This window comes from Bacillus vallismortis (assembly GCF_040784915.1).
Taxonomy (GTDB): Bacteria; Bacillota; Bacilli; order Bacillales; family Bacillaceae; genus Bacillus; species Bacillus subtilis_G.
On the sequence record NZ_CP160797.1, the window covers coordinates 1856037 to 1876607 of the forward strand.

General features: G+C 43.3%; 18 protein-coding genes. All 18 read left to right on the forward strand.

Annotated elements, in window-relative coordinates; translation table 11 throughout:
• Positions 1-16 precede the first annotated feature (16 nt).
• The 18 genes from rnjB to ymdB all read left to right on the forward strand — a co-directional run bounded on the left by rnjB (position 17) and on the right by ymdB (position 20511).
• Positions 17-1684: a ribonuclease J2 gene (gene rnjB, locus ABZM97_RS09190; RefSeq protein ID WP_253269099.1), complete on the forward strand. Its 1668-nt coding sequence runs from the start codon at positions 17-19 to the stop codon at positions 1682-1684.
• A 115-nt stretch (positions 1685-1799) separates the two neighbouring features.
• Positions 1800-2537, forward strand: coding sequence for a translocation-enhancing protein TepA (tepA, locus tag ABZM97_RS09195; RefSeq protein WP_087991646.1), 738 nt, complete (start codon positions 1800-1802; stop codon positions 2535-2537).
• Positions 2534-2746, forward strand: coding sequence for a TepA modulator TepJ (gene tepJ / locus ABZM97_RS09200; RefSeq protein WP_087991647.1), 213 nt, complete (start codon positions 2534-2536; stop codon positions 2744-2746). Before tepA ends, tepJ begins: the two co-directional genes overlap by 4 nt.
• Before the next feature lie 130 nt (positions 2747-2876).
• Positions 2877-5246 carry a DNA translocase SpoIIIE gene (gene spoIIIE / locus ABZM97_RS09205; RefSeq protein WP_367387401.1) on the forward strand — a complete coding sequence of 790 codons (2370 nt, stop codon included), beginning with the start codon at positions 2877-2879 and terminating at the stop codon, positions 5244-5246.
• A gap of 142 nt (positions 5247-5388) precedes the next feature.
• A complete protein-coding gene (locus tag ABZM97_RS09210; RefSeq protein ID WP_087991649.1) occupies positions 5389-6114 on the forward strand; it encodes a GntR family transcriptional regulator in 726 nt (241 codons plus the stop codon).
• Positions 6115-6252: 138 nt separating this feature from the next.
• Positions 6253-7464, forward strand: a complete 1212-nt coding sequence (gene bcbE, locus ABZM97_RS09215; protein ID WP_087991668.1) for a bacillibactin exporter BcbE — start codon at positions 6253-6255, stop codon at positions 7462-7464.
• Between the two features lie 345 nt (positions 7465-7809).
• Positions 7810-9090 (forward strand): pitrilysin family protein, encoded by a 1281-nt coding sequence (locus ABZM97_RS09220; RefSeq protein WP_202327670.1) that lies wholly within the window; start codon positions 7810-7812, stop codon positions 9088-9090.
• Complete coding sequence (locus tag ABZM97_RS09225) at positions 9087-10373, forward strand: pitrilysin family protein (RefSeq protein ID WP_202327669.1); 1287 nt, start codon at positions 9087-9089, stop codon at positions 10371-10373. Before ABZM97_RS09220 ends, ABZM97_RS09225 begins: the two co-directional genes overlap by 4 nt.
• A gap of 51 nt (positions 10374-10424) precedes the next feature.
• Entirely contained in the window at positions 10425-11153 is a 729-nt protein-coding gene (locus tag ABZM97_RS09230) for an SDR family oxidoreductase (RefSeq protein WP_087991652.1), read from the forward strand.
• A gap of 80 nt (positions 11154-11233) precedes the next feature.
• Entirely contained in the window at positions 11234-11491 is a 258-nt protein-coding gene (locus ABZM97_RS09235; RefSeq protein WP_087991653.1) for a DUF3243 domain-containing protein, read from the forward strand.
• A 129-nt stretch (positions 11492-11620) separates the two neighbouring features.
• Complete coding sequence (locus tag ABZM97_RS09240; RefSeq protein WP_087991654.1) at positions 11621-12412, forward strand: YmfK family protein; 792 nt, start codon at positions 11621-11623, stop codon at positions 12410-12412.
• 66 nt (positions 12413-12478) lie between these two features.
• Entirely contained in the window at positions 12479-13345 is an 867-nt protein-coding gene (gene rodZ, locus ABZM97_RS09245; RefSeq protein WP_207194100.1) for a cell shape determination protein RodZ, read from the forward strand.
• A gap of 49 nt (positions 13346-13394) precedes the next feature.
• A complete protein-coding gene (pgsA, locus tag ABZM97_RS09250; protein ID WP_087991656.1) occupies positions 13395-13976 on the forward strand; it encodes a CDP-diacylglycerol--glycerol-3-phosphate 3-phosphatidyltransferase in 582 nt (193 codons plus the stop codon).
• A gap of 18 nt (positions 13977-13994) precedes the next feature.
• Positions 13995-15245: a competence/damage-inducible protein A gene (locus ABZM97_RS09255; protein ID WP_087991657.1), complete on the forward strand. Its 1251-nt coding sequence runs from the start codon at positions 13995-13997 to the stop codon at positions 15243-15245.
• A 172-nt stretch (positions 15246-15417) separates the two neighbouring features.
• Complete coding sequence (gene recA / locus ABZM97_RS09260; RefSeq protein ID WP_087991658.1) at positions 15418-16461, forward strand: recombinase RecA; 1044 nt, start codon at positions 15418-15420, stop codon at positions 16459-16461.
• Positions 16462-16629: 168 nt separating this feature from the next.
• On the forward strand, positions 16630-17805 hold the full coding sequence (locus ABZM97_RS09265; RefSeq protein WP_253269101.1) for a serine hydrolase: 1176 nt from the start codon (positions 16630-16632) through the stop codon (positions 17803-17805).
• 276 nt (positions 17806-18081) lie between these two features.
• A complete protein-coding gene (gene rny / locus ABZM97_RS09270; protein WP_003221010.1) occupies positions 18082-19644 on the forward strand; it encodes a ribonuclease Y in 1563 nt (520 codons plus the stop codon).
• Between the two features lie 72 nt (positions 19645-19716).
• Positions 19717-20511, forward strand: coding sequence for a 2',3'-cyclic-nucleotide 2'-phosphodiesterase (gene ymdB / locus ABZM97_RS09275; protein ID WP_148961786.1), 795 nt, complete (start codon positions 19717-19719; stop codon positions 20509-20511).
• Positions 20512-20571: the final 60 nt, after the last annotated feature.

The following is a 20571-nucleotide window of genomic DNA, read 5'->3' on the forward strand; positions in this document are numbered from 1 at the left end:
TAGGAGGATATAGATTTTGAAAAAGAAAAATACAGAAAACGTTAGAATTATCGCCCTTGGCGGTGTCGGAGAAATTGGGAAGAATCTTTATGTCATCGAAATTGACTCAGACATATTTGTCGTTGATGCCGGCCTTATGCATCCAGAAAACGAAATGCTCGGTATTGATGTAGTGATTCCTGACATATCATATTTGATTGAACGGGCTGACCGCGTCAAGGCAATCTTTTTAACACACGGGCATGATGAAAATATCGGCGGCGTTTTTTACTTGTTAAACAAGCTGTCCGTTCCAGTGTACGGAACAAAGCTGACGCTTGCACTATTAAGAGAAAAATTAAAACAATACGGACATAACCGAAAAACTGATCTAAGAGAAATTCACTCCAAATCTGTCATTACATTTGAATCAACAAAAGTATCGTTCTTTAGAACGATTCACAGCATCCCTGATTCTGTAGGTGTGAGTTTTAAAACATCACTTGGATCTATAGTATGCACGGGAGACTTCAAATTTGACCAAACACCTGCACTTAATCAAATGTGCGACATTGGCGAGATCGCCAAGATCGGCAATAGCGGCGTGCTTGCCCTGCTTTCAGACAGTACAAATGCGGAACGTCCGGGTTATACGCCTTCGGAAGCAGCTGTCAGCGGAGAAATTTCGGACGCGCTGTATAATTCAGAGAACCGGGTAATTATTGCTGTTTTCGCATCCAATATTAACCGGATTCAGCAAGTCATTCATGCAGCTTCTCAAAATGGAAGAAAGATTGCCGTTGCCGGAAAAAATCTACAATCTGTCCTGCAGCTGGCAAGAAAGCTCGGATATATCGAAGCTGATGATGAACTGTTTATTTCTGTGCAGGATGTCAAGAAGTATCCAAAACGCGAAGTGGCCATTATTACAGCCGGCAGCCAAGGTGAACCGTTAGCTGCCCTGACAAGAATGGCAAACAAAGCTCACAAACAGCTGAACATTGAAGAAGGGGATACAGTTGTCATTGCGTCCACCCCAATCCCTGGACAGGAACTCATTTATTCTAAAACAGTAGATATTCTCGCGAGAGCCGGCGCGCAAGTCACCTTTGCCCAAAAGCGTGTCCATGTATCTGGCCACGGTTCACAGGAAGAGTTAAAGCTGATGATCAATCTGCTTAAACCAAAATATTTAATTCCTGTAAACGGCGAATACAGAATGCAAAAAGCTCATTCGAAAATCGCTGAAGAAATCGGCATGAAGCGCAGTGACATCTTCTTAATTGAAAAAGGAGACGTCGTTGAATTTCGCGGCCAAAACGTAAAAGTTGGGGATAAAGTTCCGTATGGCAATATTTTAATTGATGGTTTAGGCGTCGGCGATATCGGCAATATCGTGCTGCGAGACCGCCGCTTACTTTCACAGGACGGAATTTTAATCGTTGTCATTACACTTGATAAACAAAAGAAACATCTTGTATCAGGACCAGAAATTATCACTCGCGGTTTTGTTTATGTAAGAGAGTCTGAAGGCCTTATCGTAGAGGCTACTGAGCTTGTCCGTTCCATCGTGACAGAAGCGACTGAAACATCAAATGTTGAATGGTCAACGCTGAAGCAGGCTATGCGGGATGCTTTGAACCAATTCCTATATGAAAAAACGAAACGTAAACCGATGATCATTCCAATTATTATGGAAGTGTGATGACTGACTAAGGCCGGAGCTGCTCCGGTCTTTATTTTTTGCCTTTTAAGCCGGGGATTGAATTGAGTAACTTTGTTCATAATACAAAGAGAAACTCGGAAAGGGTGAAAGCGAGATGGATCATCGTATGGAAAACACAGAAGAAGAGCGTCCTGAAAAAAATGATGCGAAAGACAGCATTATGAATAAAATACAGCAGCTTGGTGAAACGGCGCTCCCGCAGCTGCCCCAGGATACAAATATTCATTGTCTGACCATTATCGGCCAAATAGAAGGCCATGTTCAGCTTCCTCCGCAAAACAAAACAACAAAATATGAGCATGTTATCCCGCAGATTGTCGCAATTGAACAGAATCCCAAAATTGAAGGTCTGCTGATTATATTAAATACGGTCGGAGGAGATGTTGAAGCGGGTCTCGCAATAGCGGAAATGCTCGCATCTTTATCAAAACCGACCGTTTCCATTGTGCTTGGCGGAGGACATTCTATCGGCGTTCCGATTGCGGTATCCTGTGATTACAGTTATATCGCTGAAACAGCAACAATGACCATTCATCCGGTTCGGCTGACCGGATTGGTAATCGGCGTGCCGCAAACGTTTGAATACCTGGATAAAATGCAAGAAAGAGTTGTTAAATTTGTAACTAGCCATTCCAATGTAACCGAAGAGAAGTTTAAAGAACTGATGTTTTCAAAAGGAAATTTAACACGCGACATCGGAACAAATGTAGTGGGTAAGGATGCAGTTGAATACGGACTGATCGATCACGCAGGCGGTGTTGGACAGGCGATCAATAAACTGAATGAGCTCATTGAGGAAGCAAGGGAAGAAGAAGGACGGATGATTCAATGATTCTGTATACCGTGATGCCGCAGGAAATTGTGTTTGCAGAACAGAACCAAGAGACAAGCGTTCATGAGCAGATTGAGTATAAAGGTGTACCACTTCTTGTCGAGATGAAAGGCAATGAAGCGGAAGTCATTCAAATCATGAGCACAAATCCAATGCATTTTCTGCACCCGGACATTTCTCCGGGACAAAAGCTGAAATTAAACGTATAAGATTCCAACCCTTTTTTAAGTGCAAAATATGCTATAATAGGGGAATCCTACAGAAAAAACGCAGCCTGTAAACGGCTGCTTTCTTCATTATGTATGAACTTACATTTTTTAACGCAGTAAGGTGATGAGTGTGGCAAAGAAAAAACGAAAATCAAGAAAAAAACAGGCGAAACAGCTCAATATAAAATACGAACTTAACGGATTGCTGTGTATAGCCATTTCAATTATCGCGATTCTGCAGCTTGGGGTAGTCGGGCAAACCTTTATCTATTTGTTCCGCTTTTTTGCTGGAGAGTGGTTTATTTTATGCTTGTTAGGTCTATTGGTGTTAGGAGTCTCGCTGTTTTGGAAGAAGAAAACGCCGAGCCTATTAACGAGGCGAAAGGCCGGACTGTACTGTATTATCGCAAGCATATTGCTGCTTTCTCACGTGCAGCTGTTTAAAAATTTGACGCATAATGGGTCGATTGAGTCTGCAAGCGTGGTGCGCAACACATGGGAATTGTTTTTGATGGACATGAATGGAAGCTCCGCTTCACCTGATTTAGGCGGAGGGATGATTGGAGCTTTGCTGTTTGCGGCTTCACACTTTTTATTTGCGTCAACCGGTTCTCAGATTATGGCGATTGTCATGATTTTGATCGGAATGATATTAGTCACAGGGCGCTCTCTTCAAGAAACGCTGAAAAAGTGGATGAGCCCGATTGGCCGCTTTATAAAAGAACAATGGTTTGCATTTATTGATGATATGAAATCCGTCAAAACAAATATGAAGTCTTCGAAAAAAACGAAAGCGCCGAGCAAAAAACAAAAACCGGCCCGCAAAAAACAACAATTGGAACAAGAGCCTTCTGATGAAGAGGGGGACCTGGAAACCGAAACGGCATCGCCCCTCATTCATTCAGAGCCGATTATCTCAAGCTTTTCAGATCGGAATGAAAATGAAGAGTCTCCAGCCATAGAAGAGCGAGCTGAACCTGTAACAGAGCCGCTTCAGGAGATCCAGACTGAGACAGGTGATCAGGAAACTGTTTCTGCTCCCCCTATGACCTTTACGGAGCTTGAAAACAAGGATTACGAGATGCCGTCACTGGATTTACTGGCCGATCCGAAGCATACCGGCCAGCAGGCAGATAAAAAGAATATTTATGAAAATGCGAGAAAGCTCGAACACACCTTCCAAAGCTTTGGCGTAAAGGCGAAAGTCACACAGGTTCATCTCGGCCCGGCCGTAACAAAATATGAAGTGTATCCTGATGTCGGAGTGAAGGTTAGCAAAATTGTCAATTTAAGCGATGATTTAGCGCTAGCACTTGCTGCGAAGGATATCAGGATAGAGGCGCCAATACCAGGAAAATCAGCAATCGGAATTGAGGTTCCGAATGCAGAAGTGGCGATGGTATCGCTGAAGGAAGTGCTGGAGTCTAAATTAAACGACAGACCGGATGCGAAACTGCTAATTGGACTTGGCCGCAATATTTCAGGTGAAGCTGTGCTGGCTGAGTTAAACAAGATGCCTCACCTTTTAGTCGCAGGCGCAACCGGAAGCGGGAAGAGCGTTTGTGTCAACGGCATTATTACAAGTATATTGATGCGCGCGAAACCGCATGAAGTGAAAATGATGATGATCGATCCTAAAATGGTAGAGCTGAATGTCTACAACGGGATTCCGCATTTGCTTGCTCCGGTTGTAACCGATCCGAAAAAAGCGTCACAGGCTTTGAAAAAGGTTGTCAATGAAATGGAGAGGCGGTACGAATTATTTTCTCATACGGGTACAAGAAATATTGAAGGATACAATGATTATATAAAACGCTCTAACAATGAAGAAGAAGCGAAACAGCCGGAGCTGCCCTATATCGTTGTCATTGTGGACGAGCTTGCCGATCTCATGATGGTCGCTTCATCTGATGTGGAAGATTCGATTACGAGATTATCCCAAATGGCGCGGGCTGCCGGCATCCATCTCATCATTGCGACACAGAGGCCGTCGGTTGACGTTATCACAGGGGTGATCAAAGCGAATATTCCGTCACGAATCGCGTTCAGCGTTTCTTCACAGACGGATTCAAGGACGATTCTTGACATGGGTGGCGCTGAGAAGCTGCTCGGCCGCGGCGATATGCTGTTTTTGCCTGTCGGGGCTAACAAACCTGTCCGCGTGCAGGGAGCATTTTTGTCGGATGACGAAGTGGAGAAGATCGTCGACCATGTGATTACGCAGCAGAAAGCGCAATATCAGGAAGAAATGATTCCTGAGGAGACTACGGAAACGCATTCCGAGGTGACCGATGAACTTTATGATGAAGCTGTTGAATTAATCGTCGGCATGCAGACGGCATCTGTTTCAATGCTGCAAAGAAGATTCAGAATCGGTTATACGAGGGCGGCGCGCCTCATTGACGCAATGGAGGAACGAGGCGTTGTCGGGCCATATGAAGGCAGCAAACCGAGAGAAGTTTTATTATCCAAAGAGAAATATGATGAGCTCTCTTCTTAATGAAGGGAGTTTAGCTTTCTTTAGTTATCGATAATAACATTATGTAAACTGCAACCTTTCTATTTATTTTTTCGACAAAACATGATATAGTTGTCCCAATTGTTCAATAATTTTTATCGAAAGTGGTTTACGGAGGGAAAACATGTCTACAAAAGCTGATAATCGGCACTTGTATTTAAAAGTAATTGAACGAATTAAAGAGGATATTAAAAATGGAATCTACACTGAGAAGGAAAAGCTGCCTTCTGAATTTGAGCTTTCCAAAAAGCTTGGTGTCAGCAGAGCGACGCTAAGAGAAGCCTTGCGGATCCTTGAAGAAGAGCATGTGATTATCAGAAGGCATGGTGTAGGCACTTTTGTCCATTCTAAGCCGTTATTTCTTTCGGGCATTGAACAGCTGAACAGTGTAACCAAGATGATTGAACAGGCAAATATGACGCCTGGCACGATTTTTCTATCATCACAAGTGCTTATGCCGTCTGAGGATGATATGATGAGATTTCACTTGGAAGAGGGGCAGGAACTTTTTTACCTCGAACGAGTCAGGACAGCTAACGGACAGCCGATTGTGTATTGTATAGACAAAATTCCGATGGATATTTTGCCGAATTCTTTTTCTCACCAGCAAGAATCTATGTTTGATTTACTTGAGAAAAATTCAGGCTCCGTGATCAGCTATGCCGTGACTGATATTGAGCCGATCGGCTATCATGATACCATTTCTCCGGTGCTTGAATGCGATCCGGAAACAGCTCTTTTGCTGTTAAAACAAACCCATTACGATCAGCACGATAAACCGGTGCTTTACTCTTTAAATTACTTTAGAGCGGATAAATTCAGATTTCATGTTTTGCGTAAACGATTCTAAAACGGACGCCTGTGATGTGTCTGTTTTTTTATTTGCACTGATTCATGTTTCTTTGTACATACTTTCACGCCCGTTAACGCAAGATATAAGGGATGACAAGAAAGTGAATGGGTGAAAATGTTGAGAAAGAAAGATGGAATGAAACATATTATTGCATTGTCTTCCGTACCGCTTGTGATGACACTTGGAAATTCCATGCTGATTCCCGTTCTGCCGATGATGGAAAAAAAGCTGTCGGTGACTTCATTTCAAGTGTCTTTAATCATTACTGTATATTCGGTGGTGGCAATTATTTGCATACCGATTGCGGGGTATCTGTCAGATCGATTCGGGAGGAAAAAAATATTGCTTCCATGTCTCCTCATTGCAGGATTGGGAGGGGCGGTGGCTGCTTTTGCTTCAACCTATATGAAAAATCCCTACGCTATGATTTTGGCGGGGAGGGTTCTTCAAGGCATCGGTTCAGCAGGTGCAGCTCCTATCGTCATGCCGTTTATCGGCGATTTGTTTGAAGGAGACGATGAAAAGGTCAGCGCCGGTCTTGGCGATATTGAAACCGCCAATACATCAGGGAAGGTACTGAGTCCCATACTTGGCGCCTTACTGGCTACATGGTACTGGTTTGTACCATTTTGGTTTATTCCGTTTTTCTGTTTGATCAGCTTTTTGCTCGTGTTGTTTCTGGTGGCCCAACCTGAAGAAGATGAGGATGCGCCTGCGGTTTCTGAGTTTATTAAGAATGTGCGGAAAATCTTTAAGCAGGACGGACGTTGGCTTTATACGGTCTTTATTATCGGGTGTGTCATTATGTTTCTGTTATTCGGCGTACTATTTTATTTATCAGATACGCTGGAGAAGAAGTATGCCATTGACGGAGTGGCTAAAGGCGGATTACTGGCAATCCCACTTTTATTTTTGTCAACCAGTTCCTATATAGCTGGCAAAAAGATTGGCAAAGATAAAGGCCGAATGAAGTTTTGTGTTGTTACAGGAATGATTATGTTAAGCCTGTCGTATATAGCTTTGTGGTGGAATCACAGTTTTTATTTTTTATTTGTCTTTTTAAGTTTTGGCGGGATTGGAATTGGAATGGCTCTTCCTGCTTTAGATGCACTGATAACCGAAGGAATTGAAAGCGAGGAATGCGGAACCATTTCCTCCTTTTACAATAGCATGCGCTTTATAGGAGTAGCTCTCGGCCCCCCTGTGTTTGCGGCATTAATGTCTAATGCAGACTGGCTGATTTTCATTTTATCGGCGTTTTGCAGCATCGTTGCTTTATTCTTAGTCATCTTCACTGTGGATACTAAAAAAAGTGAGGAGGAAGAAAAAAACTTGGGGACGGTCTAGCCAACCGTCTTTTTTTCGCTGTGAAAATAGCGAATATTGACACTCTTCTCTCGGATCATTATGCTGTAATTTATAATCGGAAGAGCCCCGCTGTCGTTCTGACAGGGCTTCTCTTTGAGCGCATTTATCGTTCTGCCGCTGTTTGTGCCTGTCATGGTGCGGCTATTCGGCGGCGGCCTTTCAAATCAAAAAGGATGAATCGATACAGCCCCCGTCTTGTCTGGCGGAGGTTATTATTTCCTTATAAATCCTACAGTTGCTATAATTACATGAAAGAGTGATTCTGCGTATGCTGAAAATGGGTCATAATACATACTAATAAGAAATGAACGAAGGAGGTTCCATATGTCATATGTAAATGAAATCAAAACAAAGCATGGCGGTTTAACCGCGCACATTGTAGAAACAGAAAAATTCAAAACCGTCTCGCTTATTTTTAAAATGCTTGCGCCGCTGACAAAGGAGCAAGTCACCAAAAGGGCGCTGCTCCCGCATGTGCTCCTTCGCGGAACAAAAAGCCATCCGAAAACCGCAGAATTACGTTCTTATTTAGATGAACTGTACGGCACGTCCGTTTCAGCTGATCTTTCGAAAAAAGGAGAGCGGCACGTCATTACGTTCAGGCTTGAAATCCCGAATGAAAAATATTTAAAAAATCAAACGCCGCTTCTTGAAAAAGGACTGCAGCTTCTCGCAGAAATCGTCTTTTCACCTGCTCTGGAGGAGGGCGCTTTTCAATCACAATATGTGGCTCAGGAAAAACGTACGCTCAAGCAGAGAATTCAAGCGGTCTATGATGATAAAATGCGCTACTCGAATTTAAGGCTGATACAGGTAATGTGCAAAAATGAGCCTTACGCGCTCCATGTCAATGGGGAAATGGAAGATGTCGATGCCATTACAGCTGATCAATTATATGAAACATACCAAAGCGCTATCCAAAAAGACCAGCTTGATCTTTATGTCGTTGGCGATGTGGACAGTAACCAAGTGCAAGCGTCAATTGACAAGTATTTTCAAACAGAAGAGCGCACCCTTGGCATGATTAAAAACAATCACTCTGAACAAAACGCACAGCCTAAAGAAGTAATTGATGATGAAGATGTCAAACAAGGGAAGTTGAATATTGGCTACCGCACCAGTATCACTTATACGGATCAGGATTATCCTGCCTTGCAAGTGTTTAACGGGCTGTTTGGCGGATTCTCTCACTCCAAGCTTTTCATCAATGTTCGGGAAAAAGCCAGTCTTGCATACTACGCCGCTTCGCGTATAGAAAGTTTTAAAGGCTTGTTAATGGTGATGTCGGGCATTGAAGTGAAAAATTATGAACAGGCTGTTTCTATTATTACTGAGCAATTTCAGGCAATGAAAAACGGCGAATACAGTGAGCAGGATATCGCTCAGACAAAGGCTGTCATTCGAAATCAAGTGCTGGAAACCATTGATACTGCGTACGGTCTATCTGAATTTTTATATCAGCAGGCTGCTGCCCAAGTCGATGTTCCAATAGAAGACTTTCTCGCCAATATTGATCAGGTCACAAAAGAGGATATCATGAAAGCCGGCGAAAAGATTCAGCTTGATACGACTTATTTCTTAAAAGGGACGGAGGGTGCATCTTGATCAAACCAATCAAATATGAACAGCTTCAGGAGACGCTGTACCATGAAAAAATGCCAAACGGCCTTGACGTTTACGTTTTGCCGAAAAAAGGCTTCAACAAGACGTATGCGGTTTTCACTACAAAGTATGGTTCTATAGATAACCGATTCGTCCCTTTAGGTAAAAATGAAATGGTTCACGTGCCGGACGGCATCGCTCATTTTCTTGAGCACAAGCTGTTTGAAAAAGCGGATGGAGACGTTTTTCAAGATTTCAGCAAACAGGGCGCTTCTGCTAATGCGTTTACGTCATTTACAAGAACGGCTTATCTTTTCTCAAGCACATCGAATGTTGAACGCAATTTAGAGACGCTGATTGATTTTGTGCAGGATCCGTATTTTACTGAAAAAACGGTTGAAAAGGAAAAAGGGATTATCGGGCAGGAGATTAACATGTATGACGACAACCCTGATTGGAGGCTTTACTTCGGGGTCATTGAAAACATGTACAAAGAGCATCCTGTCAGAATTGACATAGCCGGAACAGTGGAAAGCATTTCGCATATTACCAAAGACCTTCTTTATGAATGCTATGAAACGTTCTATCACCCGAGTAATATGCTCCTCTTCATTGTCGGCCCTGTAGATCCTGAAGCGCTCATTTCTCAGGTGAGACAAAATCAGGAGAGAAAGCCGTATACTGATCAGCCGGAAATCAAACGGGAGGAAGTACAGGAGCAAGAAGCGGTGTTCCGGAAAGAAAAAGAAATCAAAATGAACGTGCAGGGACCGAAATGCCTTGTCGGGCTAAAATCAAAGAACCCGTTTAAATTAGGTAAAGAGCTGTTAAAGCATGAACTTTCAATGAACTTATTGCTTGAATCTCTTTTCGGCAAAAGCTCTGCCCAGTACGAATCACTTTATGAAAAAGGGTATATTGACGAAACGTTCAGCTTTGATTTTACTGCTGAATATGGGTTCGGTTTTGCCGCGATCGGCGGTGATACGCCGGAACCTGATCAATTGGCTGAAGACATTTCAAGCATGCTTCTGCGCGCCGGTGAATTGATTACTGCTGAAAAGATTGAACTTGCCAGAAAGAAAAAGATCGGTACATTTCTAAAAGCGCTGAATTCACCTGAATACATCGCCAATCAATTTACCCGTTATGCTTTCTTGGATATGAGCCTGTTTGACGTCGTATCGGTTCTCGAGCAAATTACCCTCGAAGATGTCCGGCAAGTCATACAAGAGGAAATTTCTGCAGACAGATTGACTGTCTGTAAGGTTGTTCCCAAATCATAACAAAACATCCCTCCTGTGAGGGGTGTTTTTCTGCGGAAAGAAGGAAAGAGGATGAAAAAAACAGCATTGATCACCGGAGCAAGCGGCGGCATCGGTAAAAGCATAAGCGAAACGCTTGCGGCAGAGGGATACAATCTGCTGCTGCATTACAATACAAATCAAAACGCAGCATCGGAGCTTGCTGAAAAACTAAGAGAGGCGTTTGGCATTCATGCTGAGATTTTGCAAGCCGATCTGTCCGTACCAGAAGGAGCAGATAAGCTGACAAGATCAATTGTTCAGCCGGTTGATGCCATTATTTTAAATAGCGGCAGAAGCCATTTTGGGTTGATTACGGATGTAGATAATGCAACGGTCCAGGAAATGGTTCAGCTCCATGTGGCAAGTCCGTATATGTTGACGAGAAACCTTCTTTCAGGCATGATCCGGAATAGAACAGGAGCGATTGTGGCTGTCAGTTCTATTTGGGGAGAGACTGGAGCATCTTGTGAAGTGCTGTACAGTATGGCAAAGGGAGCTCAACACTCGTTTGTAAAAGGACTGGCTAAGGAGCTGGCGCCAAGCGGAATCAGAGTAAACGCTGTAGCGCCGGGCGCGGTTGATACAAATATGATGAATCAATTTACCCCGTCTGAAAAAGAAGAGATCGCTGATGAGATCCCGATCGGGCGGCTGGCCCGGCCGCAAGAAATTGCGGATGCAACAGTTTTTCTCCTGTCTGAAAAAGCGTCATATATCACCGGCCAAATTCTGTCGGTGAATGGCGGCTGGCACTGCTGATCCGAAAATATTCGGTGTATAGTTTCTTTTGCGAAGGACACAATAATCTTGTAACTTCACATGAAATGGAGGAAACGAGCATGTCAGTATTAGAAAACTGGGATAACTGGAAAAACTTCCTTGGCGACCGTTTGAACTATGCGCAAGATAAAGGCATGAGCCAGGATACCATTACAGAACTTGCGACAGAAATCGGCGGTTACTTGGCTAATGAAGTGGAATCTAAAAACGAGCAGGAAAAAGTGCTGGCAGATCTTTGGAGCGTAGCATCAAAAGATGAACAGCACGCTATTGCCAATATGATGGTTAAGCTTGTTGAAAATAACAGCACTCACTAGGAAGAGAGGAGATTTTTCCTCTCTTTTTTATGTTTTCCTCATCACAGCAACATTCTTCTTTCTAATTAGAGAAAAATGCTTTATGATAAAGGAAGGTAAAATTTTGCCACAATGAAGGGGGTATATCATTTGGCAAAGCTCGAATGGTATTTTGAATATGAAATTCAAGTGAACCGCCCCGGACTGCTCGGGGATATTTCATCTCTTCTTGGGATGCTTTCTATTAACATCGTAACGATAAACGGCGTCGATCTTTCCAGAAGGGGAATGCTCCTCAGGTGCCGCCATATAGATCAAATTAAACGATTAGAATCAATCTTAAAAACGATGGAAACAATTAAAGTAACGAAGCTGAGAGAACCGAGGCTTCGCGACCGTCTTGCCGTACGTCACGGCCGTTACATTCAAAGGGATGCCGATGACAAGAAAACGTTCCGCTTTGAACGAGACGAGCTAGGCTTATTAGTCGATTTTATGGCCGAACTGTTCAAAAAAGAAGGCCATAAATTAATCGGAATCCGAGGTATGCCGCGTGTCGGAAAAACGGAATCAATCGTGGCCTCCAGCGTGTGCGCAAGCAAAAGGTGGCTGTTTGTGTCATCAACCTTGCTGAAGCAGACAATAAGAAGCCAGCTGATTGCCGATGAATACAGCACTGAAAATGTTTTTATCGTTGATGGAATTGTATCAACACGAAGAGGGTCAGAACGCCATCTCCAGCTGGTCAGAGAAATCATGAGGCTGCCTGCAACAAAAGTGGTGGAGCATCCTGACATATTCGTTCAAAACACAGAGTATACACTAGATGACTTTGATTATATTATTGAACTGAGAAATGGCCCCGATGAGGTTATTACATATGAACATGCTGAGGAACCCCAACTGTTTGATCAATCCGGGTTTTCAAGCTTTGATTTCTAAAATTGGAAGGTGTTTGTTGTGACTGAACTAGGAATCCGGCTGAAAGAGGCCAGAGAGGAAAAAGCAATGTCATTGGATGATCTCCAAGCGGCAACAAAGATTCAAAAAAGGTATTTAACCGCCTTGGAGGAAGGAAACTATGACATTATTCCGGGGAAGTTTTATGTTCGGGCATTCATCAAGCAATATGCCGAGGCCGTCGGGCTTGATGCCGATCAGCTGTTTGAGGAGCATAAAAAAGATATCCCGAATACGTATCATGACGATGTGTCTGAAAAGATCTCGGGCATGAAGCTTCAAAAGGAGATGCCAAAGTCGGCATCTAAGGCGCTGGAACTGCTGCCAACGATACTTGTGATTCTAGGTGTAATTGTTGTGATTGCGATTGTGTACGCGATTATACAATTTACGAATCATAAAAGCAGCGATGATAATCATTCAGCTTCGGAAAAGACAATTACGCAAAGTGAAAGCAAGTACGAAATCCCTAAAGATTCAACGCTAAAAGAGAATCAAAATAACAGCTCTGAAAAAGAGGCTGACACTAAAAAAGAAACAAAAGAAAATGAAGATAAAAAAGAAGAAAGTGACAGTGATAAACTGGAGATTAAAGCAACTGGCACTGAAGGATCGTTAACAACTTATGAAGTGTCCGGCGCTGATAAAATCGAGCTTGAATTGAAGGCATCAGACAGCTCTTGGATTCGAGTGCGCGATGAAAACAGCAGCTCTTTAAAAGAGGGAACGCTGAAAAAAGACGAAACCTATAAAAAAGACATAACCGATCAGAAACAAGTTGAAATCCGCACCGGATATGCACCTAATCTGAAAATAAAAATTAACGGTAAGGTTCTTTCCTATGAACTTGATCCGAAAGATGTGATGGCACAAACCATAAAGATTGTAAATAAAAAGGAAGAAAAGTCATCTTAATTACCAGGTGACTTTTCTTCACGTCCGAGTATGAAATTGGAGGGGCTTTATGTTTAACTTACCAAATAAAATCACACTAGCTAGAATCGCATTAATCCCAATCTTCATGGTGATCATGCTGGCGCCGTTTGACTGGGGCAGGCTCGAATTTGGAGACGAATCGATCCCAGTCGCACACTTGGCGGGCGCTATTCTATTTATTGTTGCAGCCACAACAGACTGGGTGGACGGGTATTATGCCCGAAAGCTGAATCTCGTGACAAACTTCGGGAAATTTCTTGATCCGCTTGCGGACAAACTGCTTGTATCCGCAGCGTTAATTATCCTTGTTCAATTTGATCTTGCTCCAGCTTGGATGGTCATTGTGATTATCAGCCGGGAGTTTGCCGTGACAGGTTTAAGGCTTGTCTTAGCCGGAACTGGAGAAGTCGTAGCAGCTAATATGCTTGGTAAAATTAAAACCTGGGCACAAATCATTGCGGTTTCCGCATTGCTTCTTCATAATCTTCCGTTTGAACTTGTGTCATTCCCGTTTGCTGACTTGGCGCTGTGGGTAGCCGTCTTCTTTACTGTCGTTTCAGGTTGGGAATACTTCTCCAAAAATTGGGAAGCGCTGAAAACATCTAATTAAGAAAGAAGGACTTACGTCATGGAATTTCCAAAAAAAGCAGAAATTATTGCAGTCGGTTCTGAGCTGCTGCTTGGCCAAATCGCCAATACAAATGCTCAATTTATCAGCAAACAGCTCGCTGAAATCGGAGTGAACGTATTTTATCATACAGCAGTCGGAGATAATCCGGAGCGGCTGAAGCAGGTCATCCGTACTGCTGAAGAACGATCTGACTTCATTGTTTTTTCAGGAGGTCTCGGACCGACAAAAGATGATCTGACGAAAGAAACGATTGCAAATGTGCTGGGCCGTCCGCTCGTATTAAATGATGAAGCGTTCCAATCCATTGAGGATTATTTCAAACGGACAAAACGAACGATGTCACCTAATAACCGAAAACAGGCGCTTGTGATCGAAGGATCTGACGTACTGGCGAATCACTTCGGAATGGCGCCGGGAATGCTCACAGAGCACGATTCGCGCTTTTATATGCTTCTTCCTGGGCCGCCAAGCGAATTGCGTCCCATGTTTGAAAACGAGGCAAAGCCTCTTCTGCTGAAAAAGATGGGCTCAAATGAAAAAATTGTGTCAACCGTTCTTCGCTTTTTCGGTATCGGCGAATCTCAGCTTGAAGCCGACTTGGAAGATATTATTGATGCGCAAACGAACCCGACAATCGCTCCTTTGGCGGCTGACGGAGAGGTAACGCTGCGTCTGACAGCCAAACATGCTGACGAAAAGGAAACGGGGCGTCTGTTAAAAGAAACAGAGGCTGTTATCTTAGAACGTGTCGGGGAATTTTTCTATGGCTACGATGATACTTCCCTTGTAAAAGAGCTTTCTAAAGCATGTAAGGAAAAAGGCATTACGATTGCCGCCGCAGAAAGCTTTACCGGCGGGCTGTTTTCTGAATGGCTGACGGATCTTAGCGGTGCTTCAACACTATTTACCGGCGGCGTTGTTTGCTATTCAAACGACGTGAAGCAGCATGTGCTTGGCGTCAAGAAGGATACTTTAGACCGTTTTGGGGCGGTCAGCAAGGAGTGCGCATCAGAGCTGGCAAAGGGTGTTCAAAAGCTCACTGGCAGCGATATCGGCATCAGCTTTACCGGTGTAGCAGGTCCTGATACGCAAGCAGGGCATGAGCCTGGACATGTGTTTATCGGCATTTCAGCAAATGGAAAAGAAGAGGTTCACGAGTTTCACTTTGCGGGTTCCAGAACGGGAATCAGAAAACGCGGCGCCAAATACGGCTGCCATTTAATCTTGAAGCTTTTAGAACAAAAATAATATTTTCAGCACATTATCCTCCTAAGAAAACATGATTTCTCTGATCCATTATGGTATTTTGATAGAAATCACGCCAAGAAAAAATCCGAATATGCGTTCGCTTTTTTCTTGGCAAATCCCTTCAAACAGGGTATAGTATATGTAGTGGTAACATAAAGGAGGAAAAAATAGAATGAGTGATCGTCAGGCAGCCTTAGATATGGCTCTTAAACAAATAGAAAAACAGTTCGGCAAAGGTTCCATTATGAAACTGGGAGAAAAGACAGATACAAGAATTTCTACTGTCCCAAGCGGCTCCCTCACTCTTGATACGGCACTAGGAATTGGCGGATATCCGCGCGGACGGATTATTGAAGTATACGGTCCTGAAAGCTCGGGTAAAACAACTGTGGCGCTTCATGCGATTGCTGAGGTTCAGCAGCAGGGCGGACAAGCCGCGTTTATCGATGCAGAGCATGCGTTAGACCCGGTATACGCGCAAAAGCTCGGTGTCAACATCGAAGAGCTTTTACTGTCTCAGCCTGACACAGGCGAGCAGGCGCTTGAAATTGCGGAAGCGTTGGTTCGAAGCGGTGCAGTTGACATTGTTGTTGTCGACTCTGTGGCGGCTCTCGTTCCGAAAGCGGAAATTGAAGGCGACATGGGAGATTCGCATGTTGGTTTACAAGCACGCTTAATGTCTCAAGCGCTTCGTAAGCTTTCAGGAGCCATTAACAAATCGAAGACAATCGCGATTTTCATTAACCAAATTCGTGAAAAAGTCGGTGTTATGTTCGGGAACCCGGAAACAACTCCTGGCGGCCGTGCGCTGAAATTCTACTCTTCCGTACGTCTAGAAGTGCGCCGTGCTGAACAGCTGAAACAAGGCAACGACGTAATGGGGAACAAAACGAAAATCAAAGTCGTGAAAAACAAGGTGGCACCGCCGTTCCGTACAGCCGAAGTTGATATTATGTACGGAGAAGGCATTTCAAAAGAAGGCGAAATCATTGATCTTGGAACTGAACTTGATATCGTGCAAAAAAGCGGTTCATGGTACTCTTATGAAGAAGAGCGTCTTGGACAAGGCCGTGAAAATGCAAAACAATTCTTGAAAGAAAATAAAGATATCATGCTAATGATTCAGGAGCAAATTCGCGAACATTACGGCTTGGATAATCACGGAGCAGTGCAGCAAGCTGAAGAGGCACAAGAAGAATTAGAATTTAAAGAATAAAAATAAAATCAGTTTGAAATGATACTAAAGGCTGGGTGAAAAACTCAGCCTTTTTATTTTTGCAAAAAATGATAAAAATATTGCTTTTTTTGACAACTTTTTCAGTGCCTCATTCGTCTAACAAAACGTGTGCAAAATGGATTTATTTATTTTGGGAGGAAAAAATAAATGACAAGCCCAACCAGCAGAAGAACTGCGAAACGCAGACGGAAAAAACTAAATAAAAGAGGCAAACTTTTGCTTGGTTTTTTAGCGGCGATGATTTGCTTTTCGATTTGGAATGCGCTTCATCGAGATAGTGAAGAGAACGAGCCATCTCAAGAAACTGCAGCAGTTTCAGATATCGGTCAGAAAAAAGAGGCTAAAGAGAAAACCGCCAAAAAAACAGAGGAACAAATCAAAACAGTGGACCGTAATCAAAAAATCAGCAATTATTTAAATGAGATCGGTTTCAGCGGAACAGCCATGATTGTCAGAAATGGAGAAATCGTAACTCATAAAGGTTTTGGTTATGCAGACCGTAAACATCACATTCACAATAATCCTTTGACATCTTTTTATGTCGGTTCGTCACAAAAAGCGCTGATTGCAACCGCTATTTTGCAGCTTGAGGAAAAGGGAAAACTTCAGACAAGTGATCCGGTAAGCACGTATTTACCTCAATTCCCTAACGGACAAACGATTACTTTGAAGAATCTGCTCACACATACATCTGGAATAAACGGACATATTGAGGGTAACGGGGCAATCACTCCGGACGATTTAATAAAAGACATAGAACGTCAGGGAATCAAACGTCAGCCGGGCGTATGGGACTATCAGGATTCCAACTATTCTGTTCTCGCTTATATTGTTGCTGAAGCAAGCGGTGAGTCCTATGAACAATACATAACGAATCATATTTTTAAACCGGCGGGGATGACGCATGCGGGCTTTTACAAAACATACCATAAAGAACCTTATCCGGCTGTCGGTTATAAGCTGAAGGCCAGAAGATCAATTACACCGTATATGCCCGATTTATCCCAGCTGTATGGAGCCGGTGATATCTATATGAGCGCTGGAGATATGTACAAATTTGACCAAGCGCTGATGAACGGCAAACTGTATTCGCAAAAAAGCTATGAAAAGATGTTTACGCCGGGGAGCAGCTCCACATACGGTATGGGATTTTATATTGCTCCCGGGAGCTATTCAAACCATGGTGTCATGCCGGGCTTCAATATCTTGAACAGTTTTAGCAAATCTGGGCAAACCATTGTTATTTTGTTGTCGAACATTCAAAATAACGCTAAACTGGGCCAAGTGAACAATAAAATATACCAGCTTCTGAATCAAGAGTGATTCATGATCTTTTTTTGGGAAGGATTGCACGCAGCACCAAAAAGGCAACTGGTCTGCAAACGTTAAGATGGCAAGCTTGACAAGTATTTCCGACACATTTACAATGAAGTTGTAACATTTGTTTTTTTAACATGATTGTTAAACCATTTAAACTTGACAAGGGCGATGAAAATACTCATTCCCTGTGAAGGTTCTGTATGTTGAGAAAACTAGACAATGTACATGCCGACACTTATTTAAGCAACAACCAAGTTCATAGCAAGAGGAGGTGAAAGTATGACCCCAATTATGATGGTTCTCATCTCCATTTTGCTGATTCTACTCGGTTTAGTTGTTGGCTACTTTGTTCGTAAAACCATTGCCGAAGCGAAAATTGCGGGCGCACGCGGTGCAGCCGAGCAAATTCTTGAAGATGCAAAGCGTGATGCTGAAGCACTGAAAAAAGAAGCTCTGCTTGAAGCAAAGGATGAAATCCACAAACTTCGAATAGATGCTGAACAGGAAGTTCGTGAAAGACGAAATGAGCTTCAAAAACAAGAAAACCGTTTACTCCAAAAGGAGGAAAACCTTGATCGCAAACATGAGGGAATTGATAAACGGGAAGCGATGTTGGAGAAGAAAGATCATTCTCTGAATGAACGACAACAACATATTGAAGAGATGGAAAGCAAAGTGGATGAGATGATTCGTATGCAGCAGTCAGAGTTGGAACGAATTTCGAGTCTGACTCGTGATGAGGCAAAACAAATCATCCTTGAACGGGTTGAAAACGAGCTTTCACATGACATCGCCATCATGACAAAAGAAACTGAAAACCGCGCGAAAGAAGAGGCGGATAAGAAAGCGAAAAACATTCTTTCACTCGCCTTACAGCGCTGCGCAGCGGACCACGTTGCTGAAACAACGGTATCAGTTGTTAATCTTCCAAATGATGAGATGAAAGGACGTATCATCGGACGGGAAGGGCGTAACATTCGTACGCTTGAAACGCTGACAGGAATTGACCTGATTATTGATGATACACCTGAAGCTGTCATTCTTTCCGGATTTGATCCGATCAGACGTGAGACAGCAAGGATTGCTCTTGATAAACTCGTTCAGGATGGCCGTATTCATCCGGCACGGATTGAAGAAATGGTAGAAAAATCTCGCCGCGAGGTCGATGACTATATTCGTGAGATGGGTGAGCAAACGACATTTGAGGTTGGCGTTCATGGCCTCCACCCAGATCTCATCAAGATTCTCGGCCGCTTAAAGTTCCGTACAAGCTATGGTCAAAATGTGCTTAAGCATTCCATGGAAGTCGCATTCTTGGCCGGCCTAATGGCATCGGAGCTTGGAGAAGACGCAAAGCTTGCTAAACGTGCAGGCCTACTTCACGACATCGGAAAAGCAATTGATCATGAAGTAGAAGGAAGCCACGTTGAAATCGGAGTTGAGCTTGCGACTAAATATAAAGAGCACCCAGTCGTGATTAACAGTATTGCATCACACCACGGGGATGAAGAGCCGACTTCCATTATCGCTGTGCTGGTAGCGGCAGCAGATGCGCTTTCCGCTGCAAGACCTGGCGCAAGAAGTGAGACGCTCGAGAATTATATTCGAAGACTTGAAAAGCTCGAAGAAATTTCTGAGTCCTACGAAGGTGTTGAAAAATCATTTGCCATTCAGGCTGGACGCGAAGTGCGTATTATGGTGAAGCCGGATTCAATTAATGATCTTGAAGCTCATCGACTGGCGCGAGATATCCGTAAGCGAATTGAGGACGAGCTCGATTATCCAGGTCATATTAAAGTGACAGTAATCAGAGAAACCCGAGCCGTTGAGTATGCAAAATAAAGTGATGCGCTAAGCATCACTTTATTTTTTTGACGGCCAAAGAATTTGAAGAATAGGAAGGATTTTTACAAAATGAGAATTTTATTTATCGGAGATGTTGTCGGTTCACCGGGCCGTGACATGGTCAAAGAATATGTACCAAAGCTAAAATCAAAATATAAGCCTCACTTTACTATTATTAATGGTGAAAATGCCGCACATGGCAAAGGCCTGACGGAAAAAAATTATCACAGCTTAATCCAGGCTGGCGCCGATGCAATCACTATGGGGAACCACACATGGGATAAAAAAGAAATTTTCGATTTTATAGATGACGTTCCGAATTTGGTTCGCCCTGCAAACTTTCCAGAAGGAACACCGGGAAAAGGGATCACATATGTGAAAGCAAACGGCAAAGAGCTTGCCGTCATTAATTTACAAGGACGCACGTTTTTACCGCCGCTTGATGATCCGTTTTTAAAAGCGGATGAGTTGATTGCCGAAGCTGCGAAAAGAACACCGTACATTTTTATCGACTTCCATGCCGAAGCGACAAGTGAAAAGCTCGCACTTGGCTGGTATACAGACGGCCGGGCATCAGCTGTCGTCGGAACTCATACACATGTGCAAACAGCGGATAACCGCATTTTTCCAAAGGGTACGGCATATATTACTGATGTAGGAATGACTGGCCCATATGACGGTATACTGGGGATGGACAGAGAGACGATTATTAAGCGATTCAAAACGAACCTTCCAGTCCGTTTTACTGTCGCTGAAGGAAAAACAACGCTGAGCGGAGTTGTCATTGACATCGACGACCAAACGAAAAAAGCTGTCAAAATTGACCGGATCTTGATCAATGATGATCACATGTTCTTTGAATAATTGAACATATGGTTATTTTATAAAAATATTAAAAAGAAAAGCAGGAATATAGCAACTCCT